Annotated in this window: 19 protein-coding genes; 7 read left to right on the top strand and 12 right to left on the bottom strand. The window is 60.8% G+C overall.

What is annotated here, in order from left to right; genetic code table 11:
* Nucleotides 1–135: 135 nt before the first annotated feature.
* From ccoM to EPZ47_RS06865, 3 genes are all read right to left on the bottom strand, one after another.
* Nucleotides 136–252 carry a cytochrome c oxidase subunit CcoM gene (ccoM, locus tag EPZ47_RS30655; RefSeq protein WP_025212288.1) on the bottom strand — a complete coding sequence of 39 codons (117 nt, stop codon included), beginning with the start codon at nucleotides 250–252 and terminating at the stop codon, nucleotides 136–138.
* A gap of 145 nt (nucleotides 253–397) precedes the next feature.
* Nucleotides 398–559, bottom strand: a complete 162-nt coding sequence (locus tag EPZ47_RS30190) for a hypothetical protein (protein WP_163006773.1) — start codon at nucleotides 557–559, stop codon at nucleotides 398–400.
* 95 nt (nucleotides 560–654) lie between these two features.
* Nucleotides 655–996, bottom strand: a complete 342-nt coding sequence (locus EPZ47_RS06865) for an aspartate-semialdehyde dehydrogenase (protein ID WP_135844099.1) — start codon at nucleotides 994–996, stop codon at nucleotides 655–657.
* 248 nt (nucleotides 997–1,244) lie between these two features.
* Here EPZ47_RS06865 and rapA point away from each other — a divergent pair, with 248 nt between their 5' ends.
* The gene (gene rapA, locus EPZ47_RS06860) at nucleotides 1,245–4,091 is read left to right on the top strand and encodes an RNA polymerase-associated protein RapA (protein ID WP_135844098.1); all 2,847 of its coding nucleotides are present in this window, start codon (nucleotides 1,245–1,247) and stop codon (nucleotides 4,089–4,091) included.
* Between the two features lie 152 nt (nucleotides 4,092–4,243).
* Here rapA and EPZ47_RS06855 read toward each other — a convergent pair whose 3' ends face one another.
* The 4 genes from EPZ47_RS06855 to EPZ47_RS06840 all read right to left on the bottom strand — a co-directional run bounded on the left by EPZ47_RS06855 (nucleotide 4,244) and on the right by EPZ47_RS06840 (nucleotide 8,364).
* Nucleotides 4,244–5,086: a cache domain-containing protein gene (locus tag EPZ47_RS06855; protein WP_135844097.1), complete on the bottom strand. Its 843-nt coding sequence runs from the start codon at nucleotides 5,084–5,086 to the stop codon at nucleotides 4,244–4,246.
* 283 nt (nucleotides 5,087–5,369) lie between these two features.
* Nucleotides 5,370–6,278, bottom strand: a complete 909-nt coding sequence (locus tag EPZ47_RS06850; protein ID WP_135844096.1) for an ATPase — start codon at nucleotides 6,276–6,278, stop codon at nucleotides 5,370–5,372.
* Between the two features lie 107 nt (nucleotides 6,279–6,385).
* Nucleotides 6,386–7,378, bottom strand: coding sequence for an NAD-dependent epimerase/dehydratase family protein (locus EPZ47_RS06845; protein ID WP_135844095.1), 993 nt, complete (start codon nucleotides 7,376–7,378; stop codon nucleotides 6,386–6,388).
* 86 nt (nucleotides 7,379–7,464) lie between these two features.
* Nucleotides 7,465–8,364: a LysR family transcriptional regulator ArgP gene (locus tag EPZ47_RS06840; protein WP_135844094.1), complete on the bottom strand. Its 900-nt coding sequence runs from the start codon at nucleotides 8,362–8,364 to the stop codon at nucleotides 7,465–7,467.
* A 97-nt stretch (nucleotides 8,365–8,461) separates the two neighbouring features.
* Between EPZ47_RS06840 and EPZ47_RS06835 the strand changes: the two genes are divergently transcribed.
* From EPZ47_RS06835 to EPZ47_RS06820, 4 genes are all read left to right on the top strand, one after another.
* Nucleotides 8,462–9,064 (top strand): LysE/ArgO family amino acid transporter, encoded by a 603-nt coding sequence (locus tag EPZ47_RS06835; protein ID WP_135844093.1) that lies wholly within the window; start codon nucleotides 8,462–8,464, stop codon nucleotides 9,062–9,064.
* 175 nt (nucleotides 9,065–9,239) lie between these two features.
* Complete coding sequence (locus EPZ47_RS06830; protein WP_135844092.1) at nucleotides 9,240–9,836, top strand: superoxide dismutase; 597 nt, start codon at nucleotides 9,240–9,242, stop codon at nucleotides 9,834–9,836.
* 304 nt (nucleotides 9,837–10,140) lie between these two features.
* On the top strand, nucleotides 10,141–12,192 hold the full coding sequence (locus EPZ47_RS06825) for a putative bifunctional diguanylate cyclase/phosphodiesterase (RefSeq protein ID WP_135844091.1): 2,052 nt from the start codon (nucleotides 10,141–10,143) through the stop codon (nucleotides 12,190–12,192).
* Nucleotides 12,193–12,469: 277 nt separating this feature from the next.
* A complete protein-coding gene (locus tag EPZ47_RS06820; protein ID WP_135844090.1) occupies nucleotides 12,470–13,813 on the top strand; it encodes an imelysin family protein in 1,344 nt (447 codons plus the stop codon).
* A 181-nt stretch (nucleotides 13,814–13,994) separates the two neighbouring features.
* Here the strand turns inward: EPZ47_RS06820 and EPZ47_RS06810 are convergent, their stop codons facing one another.
* The 3 genes from EPZ47_RS06810 to EPZ47_RS06800 all read right to left on the bottom strand — a co-directional run bounded on the left by EPZ47_RS06810 (nucleotide 13,995) and on the right by EPZ47_RS06800 (nucleotide 16,076).
* Complete coding sequence (locus EPZ47_RS06810) at nucleotides 13,995–15,230, bottom strand: RNA polymerase sigma factor (protein ID WP_135844089.1); 1,236 nt, start codon at nucleotides 15,228–15,230, stop codon at nucleotides 13,995–13,997.
* Nucleotides 15,230–15,583 carry a YciI family protein gene (locus EPZ47_RS06805; protein ID WP_135844088.1) on the bottom strand — a complete coding sequence of 118 codons (354 nt, stop codon included), beginning with the start codon at nucleotides 15,581–15,583 and terminating at the stop codon, nucleotides 15,230–15,232. Before EPZ47_RS06805 ends, EPZ47_RS06810 begins: the two co-directional genes overlap by 1 nt.
* 67 nt (nucleotides 15,584–15,650) lie before the next feature.
* Nucleotides 15,651–16,076, bottom strand: a complete 426-nt coding sequence (locus tag EPZ47_RS06800) for a YybH family protein (protein ID WP_135844087.1) — start codon at nucleotides 16,074–16,076, stop codon at nucleotides 15,651–15,653.
* A gap of 141 nt (nucleotides 16,077–16,217) precedes the next feature.
* Here EPZ47_RS06800 and EPZ47_RS06795 point away from each other — a divergent pair, with 141 nt between their 5' ends.
* Nucleotides 16,218–16,703, top strand: coding sequence for a GNAT family N-acetyltransferase (locus EPZ47_RS06795; RefSeq protein WP_135844086.1), 486 nt, complete (start codon nucleotides 16,218–16,220; stop codon nucleotides 16,701–16,703).
* 37 nt (nucleotides 16,704–16,740) lie between these two features.
* Nucleotides 16,741–17,346, top strand: a complete 606-nt coding sequence (locus EPZ47_RS06790; protein WP_135844085.1) for a pyridoxamine 5'-phosphate oxidase family protein — start codon at nucleotides 16,741–16,743, stop codon at nucleotides 17,344–17,346.
* A 48-nt stretch (nucleotides 17,347–17,394) separates the two neighbouring features.
* Here the strand turns inward: EPZ47_RS06790 and EPZ47_RS06785 are convergent, their stop codons facing one another.
* On the bottom strand, nucleotides 17,395–17,883 hold the full coding sequence (locus EPZ47_RS06785; protein WP_135844084.1) for a GyrI-like domain-containing protein: 489 nt from the start codon (nucleotides 17,881–17,883) through the stop codon (nucleotides 17,395–17,397).
* 76 nt (nucleotides 17,884–17,959) lie between these two features.
* Entirely contained in the window at nucleotides 17,960–18,625 is a 666-nt protein-coding gene (locus tag EPZ47_RS06780) for a LysE family translocator (protein WP_135844083.1), read from the bottom strand.
* Between the last annotated feature and the right edge of the window lie 76 nt (nucleotides 18,626–18,701).

The raw sequence follows: 18,701 nt of genomic DNA, 5'->3' as shown, positions 1-18,701 counted from the left end.
GGTGCGATCCTTGTGGATCGCACCTTTTTTTATGCCCGCTCCCACAGGAGTTTGGTGTAGGCCTGAAAAATCGCAAAAAAAAGGGCGACCGAAGTCGCCCAAAATGCCTTGCGTGCTCGTTGTAGCCGGAAAGACCTATGGCTTTTTGCGCTTATGTGCGTCTTTCCAGATGAATAATCCAAAGCCGGCGAAAAATACGAACATGAGGCCGACCGTCAACACTCCGGCAAACACCACATTATCGAAAAACATGACTGGCCTCCTGATCTTGCCCCTGTTGCGATGGGTTCAAGTTAACCAATCAGGCCTGGATGAAAATTGACCGGGGTCAATAACGCCCGCAACGGGGCGCAAAGGTGGGGAAATAACTGATCTGTATCAATGGATCGAGGGGAGGTCAGCGCTTTTTCGGTTTGTTTTTCGGCTTTTTCTTGGGCTTGCCCAACGGCATGGCTTGCTCGAAAGCCTGACGGACTTCATTGAGGCGTTTTTCGTTGAGGTCGTGAACGCGCTTGGCGCGCTCAGCGCTGAGGTCGATCAGTTTGTCTTCTTGGCTCATGGCGTGTCGGCATCGTGCAGTGAATTGCGGATACGTCCATGATGCGGGCTGTTGGCGGCGTTGACCAGACTGCGTACGTCGGCAAACACCCTAAATCAGATCTGGATGTCGACCCATAAGCCCTGACGCTCCTCCCCTTCCACCAGCGGCACCACTGGCACGGTGTTATCGGCGTTCAGTTCAGTACCTGGTACGGCCAGGTGCACCTCGGGATCTTCGTCGGCTTCGCGGCGGCGCTTGTTGCGTTCCTGCTGGCGCTGTTGCTCCTCGCGCAGCAACAGCGCAGCCTCTTCAGGGTCGCGATTTTTCAGGTCGATGGTGCTTTCGTTGGAGCTTTGCTGCACCGGGACCACGGGCGGTATGTCCGGTCGCTGGCGGATCGGATCCTGTTGAGCCGTAATAGGCACGGCGCTCAGAGGAAGCATGGGTGGCAACATAAAGGTCTCCTGTCTTCAGGTTGTCGGCTGCAGGGGTGGCAGCTTGAACCGCCGGTCTGAAACTTGTGACCCAGTTGGCATTGCAGCAATCCGCGGGGCCGAGCTTGTTTGATCGTCGAGCGGGCTTAAGTTCCATACCTGCGGGTAATGAATCAGCCCCCTGGCAGCGTAATGCGTACGTAAATCCTTTGGTCTGAAGGATCATTCCGTTAAGATAACCGGCTTTTTCAAGGCGGGAGTCAGGCAGCATGGCGCAGCAGTATCAACCGGGGCAACGCTGGATCAGTGACAGCGAAGCCGAGCTGGGTTTAGGCACCGTTCTGGCACAGGACGGCCGCTTGTTGACCGTGCTCTATCCGGCCACTGGCGACACTCGCCAGTACGCGCTACGGAATGCGCCCCTCACCCGTGTACGGTTTTCGCCGGGTGATGTGATCACTCACTTCGAAGGCTGGAAGATGACCGTGCGCGAAGTCGATGATGTCGACGGACTGCTGGTCTACCACGGCCTCAACGGGCAGAACGAAGTCGTCACCCTGCCGGAAACCCAACTGTCGAACTTTATCCAGTTCCGCCTGGCCAGCGACCGCCTGTTCGCCGGCCAGATCGACCCGCTGGCCTGGTTTTCCCTGCGCTACCACACCCTGGAACACACCAGCCGCCAGTTGCAGTCTTCACTCTGGGGCCTGGGCGGCGTCCGTGCCCAGCCGATCGCCCACCAATTGCACATTGCCCGTGAAGTGGCCGACCGCATTGCGCCGCGGGTGCTGCTGGCGGACGAAGTGGGCCTGGGCAAGACCATCGAAGCCGGCCTGGTGATCCACCGCCAACTGCTTTCCGGTCGCGCCAGCCGCGTGCTGATCCTGGTTCCGGAGAACCTGCAGCACCAGTGGCTGGTGGAAATGCGTCGGCGGTTCAACCTGCAGGTCGCGCTGTTCGACGAAGAACGCTTCATCGAAAGCGATGCCAGCAACCCGTTCGAAGACACCCAGTTGGCCCTGGTGGCGCTGGAATGGCTGGTGGACGACGAAAAGGCCCAGGATGCGCTGTTCGCCGCCGGCTGGGACCTGATGGTGGTCGACGAAGCTCACCACCTGGTATGGCATGAGGATCAGGTCAGCCCGCAATACGCCTTGGTCGAACAGCTCGCCGAGACGATCCCCGGCGTGCTGCTGCTGACCGCGACCCCGGAACAACTGGGCCAGGACAGCCACTTCGCCCGCCTGCGCCTGCTGGATCCGAACCGCTTCCATGACCTCAAGGCCTTCCGCGCCGAGAGCGAAAATTATCGCCCGGTGGCCGAAGCCGTGCAGGAGCTGCTGGACAAGGGCCGGCTCTCGCCCGAAGCCCACAAGACCATCCACGGTTTCCTGGGCAACGAAGGCGAAGCGTTGCTGACCGCCGTCAACGACGGCGATGTCGAAGCCAGCGCCCGCCTGGTGCGCGAACTGCTGGACCGCCACGGCACTGGCCGCGTGCTGTTTCGCAACACCCGCGCCGCCGTGCAGGGTTTCCCGGAGCGCAAGCTGCACGCCTACCCGCTGCCATGCCCGGATGAATACCTCGAGCTGCCGCTGGGCGATCACGCCGAGCTGTACCCGGAAGTCAGCTTCCAGGCCCAGCTGGACGCCAGCGAAGAAGAACGCTGGTGGCGTTTCGACCCGCGGGTCGAATGGCTGATCGACACCCTGAAGATGCTCAAGCGCACCAAAGTGCTGGTGATCTGCGCCCATGCCGAAACCGCCATGGACCTGGAAGACGCCCTGCGCGTGCGCTCCGGCATCCCGGCCACGGTGTTCCACGAAGGCATGAACATCCTGGAGCGTGACCGCGCGGCAGCTTACTTCGCCGATGAAGAGTTTGGCGCCCAGGTGCTGATTTGCTCGGAAATCGGCAGCGAAGGTCGCAACTTCCAGTTCGCCCATCATCTGGTGCTGTTCGATCTGCCGTCCCACCCGGACTTGCTGGAGCAGCGCATCGGCCGTCTGGACCGGATCGGTCAGAAGCACACCATCGAGCTGCATGTGCCTTACCTGGAAACCAGCCCGCAAGCGCGCCTGTTCCAGTGGTATCACGAAGCCCTGAACGCCTTCCTCAACACCTGCCCGACCGGCAACGCCTTGCAGCATCAGTTCGGCCCGCGCCTGCTGCCGCTGCTGGAAGAAGCCGACGATGGCCAGTGGCAAGCGCTGATCGACGAAGCTCGCGCCGAACGCGAACGCCTGGAAGCCGAGCTGCACACCGGTCGCGACCGTCTGCTGGAGCTCAATTCCGGCGGCGCGGGTGAAGGCGACGCACTGGTGGAGGCGATTCTCGAGCAGGACGACCAGTTCGCCCTGCCGATCTACATGGAAACCCTGTTCGACGCATTCGGTATCGACAGCGAGGACCATTCGGAAAACGCGCTGATTCTCAAACCGAGCGAAAAAATGCTCGACGCCAGCTTCCCACTGGGCGACGACGAAGGCGTGACCATCACCTACGACCGCAACCAGGCGTTGTCTCGCGAAGACATGCAGTTCATCACTTGGGAACACCCGATGGTGCAAGGCGGCATGGACCTGGTGCTGTCCGGCTCCATGGGCAACACCGCCGTGGCGCTGATCAAGAACAAGGCCCTCAAGCCGGGCACCGTATTGCTGGAACTGCTCTATGTCAGTGAAGTGGTCGCCCCACGCTCGCTGCAACTGGGTCGTTACCTGCCGCCGGCCGCACTGCGCTGCCTGCTGGACACCAACGGCAACGACTTGGCCGCCCGTGTCTCGTTCGAAACCCTGAACGACCAACTCGAAAGCGTACCCCGTGCCAGCGCCAACAAGTTCATCCAGGCCCAACGTGACCAGCTCACGCCACGGATCAACGCCGGTGAGGAGAAGATCGCCCCGCGTCACGCCGAACGCGTGGCCGAGGCCCAGCGACGCCTGGCCGCCGATACCGACGAAGAACTGGCGCGCCTGACCGCCCTGCAAGCCGTCAACCCGACCGTACGCGACAGCGAACTGGTGGCCCTGCGCCAACAGCGCGAGCAAGGCCTGGCGATGCTTGAGAAGGCGGCGCTGCGACTGGAGGCGATTCGGGTGTTGGTGGCGGGCTGATTGCCATTACCTGAAGGTTGTCGGATTCATCCGTGGCGAGGGAGCTTGCTCCCGCTGGGCTGCGAAGCGGCCCTTTTTGGGGAGAGCTGCGCACTCCAGCGGGAGCAAGCTCCCTCGTCACAATGGCCAGCGCTATGAGCCTTTATTGAGGCTCAAGGGCTGTAATACCCCACCGCCACCAGGAAATGCCCGACCTTCTTCAGGTACGCGTGCTTGTCCTCGACCTTACCGGTCACCGGGTTCTTCCAGCGATACTCGTACTCCCCCTCGTCCTGCTTGCCGATCAGCGCCAGGATCGGCTCGCCCACCGGTTTGCCATCCGGGTCCTTGACCTTGGCGAAATCGGTGTTGATCAACCGCAGGTTGGTGCCGTGGCCGACATACCTCTGGGTATTGAGATCAACGACAAAGACATACAGGTCGTCCTGCAAGTAACCGCCCTTGAGGGAGTTGACTGCCGTGAGCGTGGCCTTCTCGTTCTTCATCAGGTCGCTCGAAGCCTTGCCCAGCAGCGCCCGAGCCTGTTCGGCGGAAGCGCGTGGCAGGTAGTAGCCGACGGCCAGGATCCGCTCGCCGACCCGCTGGAAATACACGTGCTTGCGTTCGACCTTGCCGTCGGCCCAGTTCTGCCAGCGGTATTCGGCTTGCTGGATGCCGCTGGCCTCGGGGGTTTTCAAGGCGTCCTTGAAGGCCTTGCGCAAATCCGGCCCCAGCACCTCGGAGACGTCTCGCCCGATCAACGCCGAAGAGGGTCCGCCACTGGCGAGCATGACGCCCTGGGTATCCACCACGAACACGTAGCGGTCCTTGTCGACGAACTCCCCTTGGCGGCTGAAGGCGGCAAACGCTTTGTCACCGTTGTCGTGGTAATAGGCCAAGGCCTTTTCCAGCAGCGCCCGGGCCGCCTGGCCATCGTCGGGCGTCGCGGCGTGAACCGGTGCCAAACCCAGCACAAGCATTGCGCCCAGCCAGGCAATCTTGTGAAAAAAACCCATACGCGCGCCCTCGTTCTTGTTGATGTTTCAAGAGCGTAGACGGCGTGGGGTGATGTGGAAGTATTCAGGGGATTGCTGGGGAGCACTTATGCGCAAGATAGCGAAGGGTCAGGCAGTAGCGGATTGACTGAGGCTCAGCCTTCGCGAGCAAGCCCGCTCCCACATCTGATCTTTGACAGCTATAACGCCCATGTTCGCTGAAGATCCAGTGTGGGAGCGGGTTTGCTCGCGAAAGCGACCTGACAGCCACCACCTTCGGTAGCTGTTAGCCCCCACAGGTATGTCACTGAGCCCGACTGCTCAGTTGCTGCTGCAAATACTGGATCTGCGATTGCAGGGTATTGATGTTGCGGGTGACCTGGCCGCGGAAGGCGTCAAACTCGGCAGTGTTGCCGCCCTTATCCTGCTGGCTCTTGAGCACGATCACATCCTGCTCCAGGCGGTCGATGGCAGAGTTGGAAGTGGCTCTTTTCAAGGCGGTGATGTCGGCACCGATGCTCTTGAGCTGGGCATCCAGGGCACCACCCTCGCCCTGGTTTTTCAGGGCGGTAACTTCAGCCGCGAGCGCCTTGAGCTGGGCTTGGAGCTCCTTATTGGCAGTTTGCAACTGAGTGTTGGCGTTCTGCTGTTCAGCTGCCTGGGCAATGAGCTGAGCCAGTTCCTTGTCCAGGTCGGCGGACGGACCAAACGCGCCCTGCTGCAGTTTGTACTGCTCCAGCAGTTTGTTTTCGAATTGCTTGCTCTGATCCTGCAGCTTGCTGTCCAACTGCTTGCTCTGGTCCTGCAGTTTGTTGTCCAACTGCTTGATCTGCAGTTTCAAGGCTTCACTGTCGCTCATCACATTGGACTGGCCAGCGACGACCTTGCCGGAAATGTCCTGCAGGCGTCCCGCCGCATCTTCACTGATCCGCGCGAAGCTCTCCTGGGTGGCCACCAGTTGCTGTTCCATCAGGGAAATCTGCTGAAAACTCCACCAGGCCAGGAAACCGAACGCACACAACAGCGCGCCGATCAATGCCCACAACGGCCCGGTGCTGGGGCCCTTGACCTTGGCCGCCGCAACGGGCGCCGGGCGCGCTTGCGCATGGGGCTGGCGGTTGGGCAGAAAGTCATCGTCATCGGGAATGTCGGCTCGCATCCGCAGGCTCGGTACATCGTCGAAGTCGTCGTTGGCATCGTTACGCATGGGCATGGATTCAACCTTTGAGAAACCGGTGATGGCGTGATACAGCGAGTATAACCCCCTCGCCCGCCGCACCGATTGACCCCGAACATGACACTCGGTTCATGACGGGCCGATCAGCGGGCATCTTGGACCCTCCACCAAGCGCAGAATTCATCGAGGGCGGCCCACAAGCTGACCTGTGGATCGTAATCGAGATAATGCCGGGCGCGACTGATGTCCAGGGTGAAGCTTTTGTTCATGACCTGCATGCCCAGGCGCGACAGCGTCGGCTCGGGGCGGCCTGGCCATAACGCGCAGAAGCCTTCATTCAGGGCCGCGACACTGTAGGCCAACCCGTAGGAACGATAACGCCGGACCTGTGGGACTTCCATCTGTCGCATCACATAATTAACCACGTCCCACAACGGAACCGGCGCCCCGTTGCTGATGTTGTAGGCCTTGCCCAGGGCCGAATCAGTGGCCAGCAGACTGCTGAGCAGCGCTTCGTTAAGGTTCTGCACGCTGGTGAAATCCACTTTGTTCAAGCCGTTGCCGACAATCGCCAGCCGGCCCTTGCGCTGCATTTTCAGCAAACGTGGAAAAATACTCATGTCGCCAGCGCCGGTCACGAAACGCGGGCGCAGGGCCAGCACTTCAAGACCGAACTCCTGGGCGCCGAAGACTTTCTGTTCGGCCAGGTACTTGGTGGCGGCGTAAGGATGCTTGAAGCGCTTGGGCACTTGCTCTTCCGTCAGCCCGAGGTGGTCACGGCCGTCAAAGTAAATGGAGGGTGACGACAGATGAACCAGGCGCCGGACCTTCTGCTTGAGACAGGCCTCGACGACATTTTCCGTGACCTGGACATTGCCCAGGTGAAAATCCTGATAACGCCCCCAAAGCCCCACGGCACCGGCGCAGTGCACTACGGCGTCGACGTCCAGGCATAGATCGCGAGCCAGCAACGGGTCGCTGAGGTCCCCTTGGATGAACTGCGCACCGCGACGCACCAGGTGCTCCACACTCTCGGCCCGGCGCCCGTTGACCCGTACATCCAGGCCCTGCTCCAGGGCGAAACGCGCAAAGCGCCCGCCAATGAAGCCGCTCGCGCCGGTGACCAGAATTTTCATGAATGCTCCTAAGAAGTGCAGTTACGAGCCTCAAGCTTCAACCTGCAAATTAATCTGTGCGCCGCTTATTACCTGCAGCTTGACGTCTATTGCGGCTCCCAAGGCACCAGCCATTGCCTGGAGGAGTGGATCAACTGTTCGGTCAATAAACCGAGCAACTGCCCGCCATTACGCCAATAATGCCAGTACAGCGGCACATCAATCGGTTTATCTGCCAACAGCTCCACCAGCTCGCCTCGCGCCAGTTGCCCACGCACTTGCAGCTCCGGCGCCAGCCCCCAGCCGAGCCCGACCTCGGCAAGACGGATGAATCCTTCGGACGACGGGCACAGATGGTGTTCGAAACCGCCCTCCACCCCCAGGGACGCAAGGTAGCGGTGCTGCAGGAAATCATCCGGGCCAAATACCAGTGCCGGCGTGCGGGCCAACTGATCGGCACGCACCCCATCGGGGAAATGCCTGGCTATGAACGCCGGGCTGGCCAGGGCCCGATAGCGCATGGCCCCCAGCAATACGCTGCGGGCGCCAGCCACAGGGCGTTCACTGGCGCAGACACACGCTGCCACTTCGCCGGCGCGCATACGCTTGAGGCCGACGTTCTGGTCTTCCACCACCAAATCGAGCAATAGATGCTGCTCGGCGCAGAAATCGCCCACGGCCGCCGCCCACCAGGTCGCCAGGCTGTCGGCATTCAAGGCGATGCGCAGGCGTTCGGGCAGGCCCTCTTCATCCAGCGCCGGCACCAGGCTTTGCAGGTCACGCTCCAACAGACGCACCTGTTGCACATGGTTGAGCAAGCGGCGGCCGATCTCGGTCGGCGCAGGCGGGGTGGCGCGCACCAACACCGGCTGACCGACCCGCGCCTCCAGCAGTTTGATCCGCTGGGAAATGGCTGATTGCGACAGCCCCAGCACCTGGGCGGCCCGCTCGAAACCCGCTTGCTCGACCACGGCAGCCAGGGCGGAAAGCAATTTGTAATCGAACATCAGTTTTCCTAATGAGCAATCAGCAAGATTGGTTTTTCTTATACAGCGTCCCACCGGAGAATGGCCAGCATTCAGGCATCGACGGGGAGTAAAAATCATGTGGCAAAGTTATGTGAACGGACTGCTGGTGGCCCTCGGGCTGATCATGGCCATCGGCGCGCAGAACGCCTTTGTACTGGCCCAGAGCCTGCGCCGCGAGCATCACTTGCCGGTGGCCGCACTGTGCATCACCTGCGATGCATTGCTGGTCGCCGCTGGCGTGTTCGGGCTGGCAACGCTGCTGGCCCAGAGCCCGATACTGCTGGCGATTGCCCGCTGGGGCGGGGCGCTATTCCTGCTCTGGTACGGCAGCCAGGCGTTGCGTCGGGCCTGCTCGAAACAGAGCCTGCAACAAGGGGAAAAACAGGCGGTGCGCTCGCTACGGGCGGTGCTGCTCAGCGCGCTGGCGGTGACGCTGCTCAATCCCCACGTGTACCTCGACACCGTGCTGCTGATCGGTTCCCTCGGTGCCCAGCAAAGCGTGCCCGGCGCCTATGTCGTGGGCGCGGCCAGTGCCTCGCTGCTGTGGTTCTTCACCCTGGCCCTTGGCGCCGCGTGGCTGGCTCCGTGGCTGGCCCGGCCAAGTACCTGGCGGATACTGGACGTTCTGGTGGCGCTGATGATGTTTACCGTGGCAGTGCAGTTGATCGTCTCCGGCTGATTATTCCAAACCGCTCTGGAACCTCTATTCCACACAGTTGTTGCGTGGTTATGCCGCACCCCCGGTGCTATGATCCGACTCCTGCGCCGCAAAGAGTACAAACTCCCCGGCGCTAGTCTGGCCGCCCGTGATCGGCCTTGCGCTCACCGCAACTGACCTGATTAGGAGAATCACCATGGCTTTCGAATTGCCGCCACTGCCCTATCCACACGACGCACTGGCGCCGCACATCTCCAAAGAAACTCTGGAGTTTCACCACGACAAGCACCACAACACCTACGTCGTGAACCTGAACAACCTGGTGCCTGGCACCGAGTTCGAAGGCAAGACCCTGGAAGAAATCGTCAAGACTTCCTCGGGCGGTATCTTCAACAACGCCGCTCAGGTCTGGAACCACACCTTCTACTGGAACTGCCTGGCGCCAAACGCCGGCGGTCAACCAACCGGCGCGCTGGCTGAAGCCATCAATGCAGCCTTCGGTTCGTTCGACAAGTTCAAGGAAGAGTTCAGCAAAACCTCCATCGGCACCTTCGGTTCCGGCTGGGGCTGGCTGGTGAAAAAGGCTGATGGTTCCCTGGCCCTGGCCAGCACCATTGGCGCCGGCAACCCGCTGACCAGCGGCGACACCCCGCTGCTGACCTGCGACGTCTGGGAACACGCTTACTACATCGACTACCGTAACCTTCGTCCGAAATACGTCGAAGCGTTCTGGAACCTGGTCAACTGGAAATTCGTGGCCGAGCAGTTCGAAGGCAAGACCTTCACCGCTTAAGCCTTGATGCCAGACAAAGAACCCGGCACCTTGCCGGGTTTTTTTTACCTTGGATCCGTGATTGACCATCGACTCCGACGCATGAACCCACATCCAAAACCCAACAAAAAATCCTTTCAGGCCTCAAGTTGCGGCCCTTTCCAACCGACATAATGACTGTAGAGCAATAGCTCGGAAAAAACTGTGCGTCGGCCAGGCATCAGACGAAAACCCTTGTGTTTGATTGTCCCTTTGACTGACATCACAGGATTGCCAATACTCATGGCAACTTGACGCTACCCGCACGGAACAAGGAACCCCCTCTTTGAAGCTGGAACTCAAGAACAGCTTGTCTGTGAAGTTGCTCCGGGTCGTGCTCCTCTCGGCATTGATCGTTGGCATGGTCTTGAGCTGTGCCCAGATCGTGTTCGATGCCTATAAAACCAACCGGGCCGTGGCCAGCGACGCCCAGCGGATTCTCGATATGTTCCGCGACCCTTCGACCCAGGCCGTCTACAGCCTGGACCGGGAAATGGGCATGCAAGTGATCGAGGGGCTATTCCAGGACGACGCCGTACGCATGGCTTCCATCGGCCACCCCCGCGAAACCATGCTGGCCGAAAAAACCCGGCCCTTGCAGAAGTCCGACAGCCGCTGGCTGACCGACCTGATCCTCGGCAAGGAGCGCACCTTCACCACGCAATTGGTGGGACGCGGGCCCTACAGTGAATATTACGGCGACCTGAGCATTACCCTCGACACCGCCACCTATGGCCAGAGCTTCATCGTCAACTCCGGGATCATCTTCATCTCCGGGATGCTGCGGGCCCTGGCCATGGGCCTGGTGTTGTACCTGGTCTATCACTGGCTGCTCACCAAGCCGCTGTCGCGGATCATCGAGCATCTGACCGAAATCAATCCCGATCGCCCCAGCGAACACAAGATCCCACAGCTCAAGGGCCACGAGCGAAACGAACTGGGCCTGTGGATCAATACCGCCAATCAATTGCTCGAATCCATCGAGCGCAACACGCACCTGCGCCACGAAGCGGAAAACAGCCTGCTGCGCATGGCCCAGTACGACTTCCTCACCGGCCTGCCCAACCGCCAGCAGCTTCAACAGCAACTGGACAAGATCCTGGTGGACGCCGGGCGCCTGCAACGCCGGGTGGCGGTGCTGTGTGTAGGGCTGGATGATTTCAAGGGCATCAACGAACAGTTCAGCTATCAGACGGGCGACCAGTTGCTGCTGGCCCTCGCGGATCGGTTGCGGGCCCACAGCGGGCGTCTCGGTGCCCTGGCGCGACTGGGTGGCGACCAGTTCGCCCTGGTCCAGGCCGACATCGAGCAGCCTTACGAAGCCGCTGAGCTGGCCCAGAGCATCCTCGACGACCTGGAAGCGCAGTTCGCCCTCGACGATCAGAAAATCCGCCTGCGGGCCACCATCGGCATCACCCTCTTCCCCGAGGACGGCGACAGTACCGAGAAGCTCTTGCAGAAAGCCGAGCAGACCATGACGCTGGCCAAGGCCCGCTCACGCAATCGCTACCAGTTCTACATTGCCAGCGTCGACAGCGAAATGCGCCGCCGTCGCGAACTGGAGAAAGACCTGCGCGAGGCCCTGGCCCGCGAGCAGTTCACGTTGGTCTACCAGCCACAAATCAGCTACCGCGACCTGCGGGTGGTGGGGATCGAAGCCCTGATCCGCTGGCATCACCCCGAACACGGCCTCGTACCGCCGGACCTGTTCATTCCCCTGGCCGAGCAGAACGGCACCATCATTGCCATCGGCGAATGGGTGCTGGACCAGGCCTGCAAACAGTTGCGCGAATGGCACGACCAAGGCTTCGCCGACCTGCGCATGGCGGTCAACCTGTCGACGGTGCAACTGCACCACGCCGAACTGCCGCGGGTGGTGAACAATCTCTTGCAGATGTACCGCTTGCCGCCGCGCAGCCTGGAGCTGGAAGTCACCGAAACCGGCCTGATGGAAGACATCACCACCGCAGCCCAGCACCTGCTGAGCCTGCGCCGCTCGGGCGCGCTGATTGCCATCGATGACTTCGGGACCGGTTATTCGTCCCTGAGTTACCTCAAGAGCCTGCCGCTGGACAAGATCAAGATCGACAAGAGCTTTGTTCAGGACCTGCTCGATGACGAGGACGACGCGACCATCGTCCGAGCCATCATCCAATTGGGCAAAAGCCTGGGAATGCAAGTAATCGCCGAAGGGGTCGAGACGGTCGAGCAAGAGGCCTACATCATCGCCGAGGGCTGTCACGAAGGTCAGGGCTATTACTACAGCAAACCGCTGCCGGCACGGGAGTTGGGCGTTTACCTGAAGCAGGCGGAGCGCAGCAAGGTCTCCATCATCTGATTCACCCCCTGGTGCCAGGCCCCCTGTTGGAGCTGGCGAAGCCTGCGATCTTTTGATCTTGATCTTTCACTTGAAATTCAATTGGCCGGGACAAGATCGCAGCCTCGCTTCGCTCGACAGCTCCTGCGGACGCTGCCGAAGGCTGCGATCTCGCCGTATTAAATAAGAAATATTTACAGCTACAACCCTTTACACATAATGCAAATCTTTCGCATTATGTCGCAGTTTTGCGCACCTCGCGCCTGTCCCATCCAATTACCGAAGCAGGATGTTCGCCATGATTCGTATGCCTCTGGCTACCGCCAGTCTGCTGGCCATCGCTATTTCCCTCGCCGGTTGCGGCGAAGGCAAAGACAAGGCCGCCGCGCCGCAAGCGCCAACGCCTGCCGCCAGCACCACTGCTCCGGCCGCGCCGGCTGCCGCTGGCAAAATCGACGAAGCCGCTGCCAAGGCCGTTGTCGCGCACTATGCCGACATCGTCTATGCCGTCTACAGCGATGCCGAATCCACTGCGAAAACCCTGCAAACCGCCGTCGACGCGTTCCTGGCCAAGCCGAACGCCGAGACCCTGAAGGCCGCCAAGGCTGCCTGGATCGCCGCACGCGTGCCTTACCTGCAGAGCGAAGTGTTCCGCTTCGGCAACACCATCATCGACGACTGGGAAGGCCAGGTGAACGCCTGGCCCCTGGACGAAGGCTTGATCGACTACGTCGACAAATCCTACGAGCACGCCCTGGGTAACCCGGGCGCCACCGCCAACATCATCGCCAATACCGAAGTCCAGGTTGGCGAAGACAAGGTCGATGTGAAAGACATCACCCCGGAAAAACTCGCCAGCCTCAACGAGCTGGGCGGTTCCGAGGCGAACGTCGCCACCGGCTACCACGCCATCGAATTCCTGCTGTGGGGCCAAGACCTCAACGGCACCGGCCCTGGTGCAGGCAACCGCCCGGCTTCCGACTACCTGGAAGGCGCCGGCGCTACTGGCGGTCATAACGACCGTCGTCGTGCCTACCTCAAGTCCGTGACCCAACTGCTGGTCAATGACCTGCAGGAAATGGTGGGCAATTGGAAGCCGAACGTGGCCGACAACTACCGCGCCACCCTGGAAGCCGAACCGGCCGAAAGCGGCCTGCGCAAAATGCTGTTCGGCATGGGCAGCCTGTCCCTGGGTGAACTGGCGGGCGAGCGCATGAAGGTCTCCCTGGAAGCCAATTCGCCAGAAGACGAGCAGGATTGCTTCAGCGATAACACCCACAACTCGCACTTCTACGATGCCAAGGGCGTGCGCAACGTGTACCTGGGCGAATACACCCGCGCCGACGGGACCAAAATGACCGGCGCCAGCCTGTCGTCCCTGGTGGCCAAGGCCGACCCGGCCGCCGATACCGCGCTCAAGGCCGATCTGGCCGATACCGAAGCCAAGATCCAGGTCATGGTCGATCACGCCAACAAGGGTGAGCACTACGACCAGTTGATCGCCGCCGGCAACACCGCGGGTAACCAGATCGTCCGTGACGCCATCGCCGCACTGGTCAAGCAGACCGGTTCGATCGAACAGGCGGCGGGCAAGCTGGGCATCAGCGATCTGAACCCGGACAGTGCTGATCACGAGTTCTGATCCACGCAGGCATCAGTGAGCCACAAAACCTGTGGGAGCGAGCCTGCTCGCGATAAGGGCATGTCAGCCAACATCGATGTTGGCTGATCCACCGCTATCGCGAGCAAGCTCGCTCCCACAGTTGATTTCAGGGTGTTCACAAATGTGATGTCAGCCACAAGTGTTTAATCCGTGTGGTTCATCACTCCAACCCCGCCAGCCGCCCCTCGATAAACCGCCGTTCCGGCAATTGCTGCGTCAATTCAAGCGCACGTTGATACGCCGCCCTCGCCTCGTCCAGGCGACCCAACTGCCGACAGAATTCCGCCCGCGCCGAATAAGCCAGGTGATAGTCGAGCAACTCTCCACGCCCCAGGATCGCATCGATCAAACGTAATGCCTCCAGCGGTCCGTCGCGTTTGGCCAGGGCAGCAGCGCGATTGAGTTCGATCACCGGCGATGGCATGGCACGCAGCAACACCTCATAAAGCCCGACGATCTGCGGCCAGTCGGTCTCCTGCGCCGTCGGCGCTTCGGCATGCACCGCCGCAATCGCCGCTTGCAGGCAATAAGGCCCGAACCGCCGGGTACTCAGGGCGGCCTCCACCAGGGCACAGCCTTCGGCGATCAACTCGGCGTCCCACAAGGATCGGTCCTGTTCATCCAACAGGACCAATTCACCGCTTGACGATGTTCGCGCCAGTCGCCGGGACTCGTGCAGCAGCATCAACGCCAGCAAGCCCATGACCTCGGCTTCAGGCAGCAACTCCATGAGTAAACGCCCCAGACGGATCGCTTCGCGGGTCAGGTCTTCACGCGTCAACTCGGTGCCCATGGACGCCGAATAACCTTCGTTGAATACCAGGTAAATCACCCGCAGGACACTGTCCAGCCGGTCGGGAAGTTCCGCACGGGACGGCACTTGATAAGGGATCTTCGCATCGCGAATTTTCGCCTTGGCCCGGACAATGCGCTGGGCGATGGCCGCCGGGGCGGCCAGGAAAGCACGGGCGATTTCCTCGGTGGTCAGGTCGCAGACTTCCCGTAGCGTCAGGGGCACCTGAGCATCAGCGGCCAGGGCCGGGTGGCAACAGGTGAAAATCAGCCGCAGACGATCGTCTTCCACGTCATCATCACTCCAGTCGCTCTGCTCCAGCGCTTCCAATTGGGCGATCAGCAGCGGCTGGGCCGCATTGAATCGCGCCCGTCGACGCAAACTGTCGATGGCCTTGAAGCGGCCGGCAGACACCAGCCACGCCCGCGGGTTGGCCGGCACACCGTCGCGTTGCCAGCGCTCGACCGCAATGAAAAAGGCCTCGTGCATGGCCTCTTCCGCGAGGTCGAAGTCCCCCAGCAGGCGAATCAGCGTCGCCAGGATCCGTCGCGAGTCTTGCCGATAAACCTGCTCGACCCGCGCCGTGACCGCTTCGACCGACATCAGCCGGGCATGCCTTGGAGCTGGCGTACCGGGCGCACTTCGACACAGCCGACCCGAGCCGCCGGGATGTTGCCCGCGACCTGAATGGCTTCGTTCAAGTCCTTGGCGTCGATCAGGTAGAAGCCCGCCAGTTGCTCCTTGGTTTCGGCGAACGGACCGTCGGTGATCGACAGCTTGCCGCCGCGCATGCGCACCGTGGTAGCGGTCTGCACCGACTCCAGGGCCTCGGCGGCGAGCATCCGCCCGCTGCTCTGGATCGATTCCGCATAGGCCATGCACTCGGCATCTTCCGGGCTGTCAGGCGAGCTGTGCAGCACGTTTTCGTTGCTATAGACCAGGCATAAGTACTTCATGGAAAGCTCCGTGATCGAGCTGATCAACTATGGACGGCTGGAAGACGCTTGGCGAAAAAACCGACGATCAGGGTTGCAGGTCGAACAGCGTCGTACCGGCCATCGGGTCGAACGGTGCGGACCAGTGCTCATGAACGATCTTCCATTGCCCGGCCACCCGTTGGTAGCAAGCCGTCACGCGCATCCAGCAGGCCTGCTCCTCGCCTTTGTCGTTGGTGCCACCGCAATAGGCCAGCCAGTGGGCGAAGGCGATGTTGTCGGCGGGGGTGATTTTGAGTTCATGGAAGTCGAACTTGTGCGGGCCGGGACACATTTCCATGCAGTCCTGCCAGTGTTTGCGGTAGGCGGTCTTGCCCTTGAATTGCAGGGCCTGGATGGCATCGAAGGAAACGATATCTTCATCGTAAAGCGCCATGACCTTTTCGATGTCCTTGACCATGACCGCCTGGCGATAAGTGTCGATCAGGGTCCGGATTTCGCTTTCAGTGTTCATGATGATTCTCCGCAGTTTTTTGTTGAAGACACCCTTTGTCGTTTGGAGAAACAGCGAATCGACAACCAAACAAAAATAATCCAAAGAAAAAAATTCGCTAGAATTCCAAGCCCATTCCGCCAACAGACAACGGATGTTTTCGTGACCGCTCAGCTCGTACCTTACGAAGCGCTCACCGCGCTTCAACGCAAGCAGGTCGAAGCCATCGAAATCACTCCCGAACAGGTCAGGTTCGCCGGGGATATCCACGGTGCGCTGCATATGCTGCTGTCCAGGCCCGGCCCGGGGGTCAAGGGCTTCGCGCTGTTGGCTGACAACGTGCCAGTGGCGTTCCTGCTACTCAAGCGCCCGCCAGTACTGCCAGCCTGGGCCAACGAGCACAGCGCCACCCTGCACGCGCTGCAAGTCGATTATCGAGCCCAGGGCAAGGGGTACGGCAAGGCCTGCCTGCAGGCGCTGCCCGACATGGCCCGAGCGGCCTGGCCGGAAATCAGGGGGCTGGAACTCTCGGTCGATGCCGATAATGACTCGGCCATTGGCCTGTACACCCGCTTGGGCTGGGTTGACAGTGGCGAGGCGTACAAGGGCCGCGTCGCTTATGAGCGGCGAATGGGGCTGGCATTTTGATAGACCCGGGATATATGGACCAAGGAGGAGTTGAACGATGTTGACGTCGATTGAACAGCTGGAAGCGATCTACGGCCTGCCTCATGAGCGGGCCGTGCGTAAACAGATCCCCTTCCTCAACGAAGATTATCAGGCGCTGGTCCGGGCCTCGCCGCTGGTGATCATCAGTTCGGCAGGGCCCGATGGCCTCGATAGCTCACCGCGGGGCGACGCACCGGGTTTCGTGCAAATCCTCGATGAACACACACTCGCCTTGCCCGACCGCCCCGGCAACAACCGCATCGATACCCTGCGCAATGTCCTGCACGACCCACGGGTTTCGCTGCTGTTCATCATTCCCGGCATTGGCGAAACCTTGCGGGTCAATGGCACCGCCCGGATCAGCGCCGAACCCGACCTGTTGGAGCGCTTTGCGGTGAACGCAAAACCGGCGCGCACAGTGTTGCTGGTGACGGTCGAAGCGGCGTTTTTCCATTGTTCCAAAGCCATCGTGCGCTCAGACCTGTGGAATCCGGATCGCCACCTCGAACGCTCGGCACTGCCCAGCGCCGGGGCGATTCACAAACGCTTGAATGATGGGCAATTCGATGCCGAGGCGTACGACCGTGAAGCGCCAGCGCGGGTGCAGGCCAGTTTGTACTGAAGCTACGACGCCCCCTTCGCCAGAGCATGACGGCTAGAGGCACCTCGATCAGCTCGGCTTGAGGGGTATCCAGATCTCCAGGGTGCCTTCGCCCGTCTTGGGGTTGAAGTCTTCGCTGTAACGCTCGAATTGCGGTTCGTCCGCAGCGGTGTGGCCGGACTGCGGCAACCACACGTTCCGGATGTACTGGAACGTGTCCGGCAGGCTTTTCAACGGGCCTTTGTGTTCGAACACCGCGTAGTACCCGGGCTGGATTTCGATCCAGCGGTATTGTTCAGGCAGATCGTCGAGCCGGCTGATTTCAACCCCGGCGATGTATTGGAACCCGCCCTTCTCGTCCGCGTTGCAACACACGCCGTAGGTCACCTCGTCTTTTTGCCCTGGCACCTTACCGAGCCAGGGCAAAAACTTTTCCCAGAGCAGCGGGATGTCCTGGGCTGTCTCCTGGGTAAAACTGGCACCGAAACCGGCGATGAGCTGAAAGCGTCCGTGTTCAAAGCGTGGTTCGGCTGCGTTACCGCGTTCGTGCTTTTCCATGCGTCAACACTCCGCAAAACGTGAAGTCGGGTTTGCCAGTATAGAAGCCAAACAGTGATTGCCAGGCCGATTCGCTTTATCCGAGTCCAGGTAGCGCCGTCGCAGCGGCTTTTCCGACAAATTCGTTGTACCCCGAAACAATCACATAGACAGCGAAATAGCAGAAGATCGCCGCCGATGCCCAATAGGAATAGCGCAGCAGCTTATCCCCCAACAGCTTGCCGCCCTGGGTCGCCGCCAGGCACAGGGCTGCGCACCACAGTAACCCGGCGCAGAGAAAACCGCTGAGGAACAGCGCCGAGCTGAGCAAGGTTCCACCGCCTGAACGAGCGATGAGTGTGCCGCCCACCGCCGCGAACCAGAGGATGGCGCTGGGCGATGACATCGCCAGGAAAATCCCGCGAAAGAACTCCTGGCGCGAAGAATTGCCCTGAACCTCACCCGCCTGCGCCAGCACCGCACTGTGATAGATCGCCGAGTGGATCATTTTTGCCGCGAAATACAGCAGCAGCACCGAGCCGCCGACCCACAGCACCCAGCGCACCGCTTCGTACTGCAGCAGCACGGTCATGCCGGCCAAGGCCAGGACGGCGTAGATCAGATCCCCCACGCAAGTGCCCAGGCCCAGAGCAAACCCTTGGAAATAGCCGCGCTGCATCGCCAGGGTGATCATCGCGATATTGGCCACGCCGATGTCCAGGCACAGGGAGAGGCTCAGCAGGAAACCGCTGGAAAATTCCATCATTCATTCCGTTCGATTGGGGGTGTGGCGGGTTGAGCTGACCGCGGCAGTCGTTGATGGCCGCGCGACGAAGTCG

The organism is Pseudomonas viciae, from assembly GCF_004786035.1.
Lineage (GTDB): Bacteria > Pseudomonadota > Gammaproteobacteria > Pseudomonadales > Pseudomonadaceae > Aquipseudomonas > Aquipseudomonas viciae.
The sequence above is the reverse complement of the archived record's forward strand: the minus strand, read 5'-3'. Positions and strand labels throughout refer to the sequence as shown.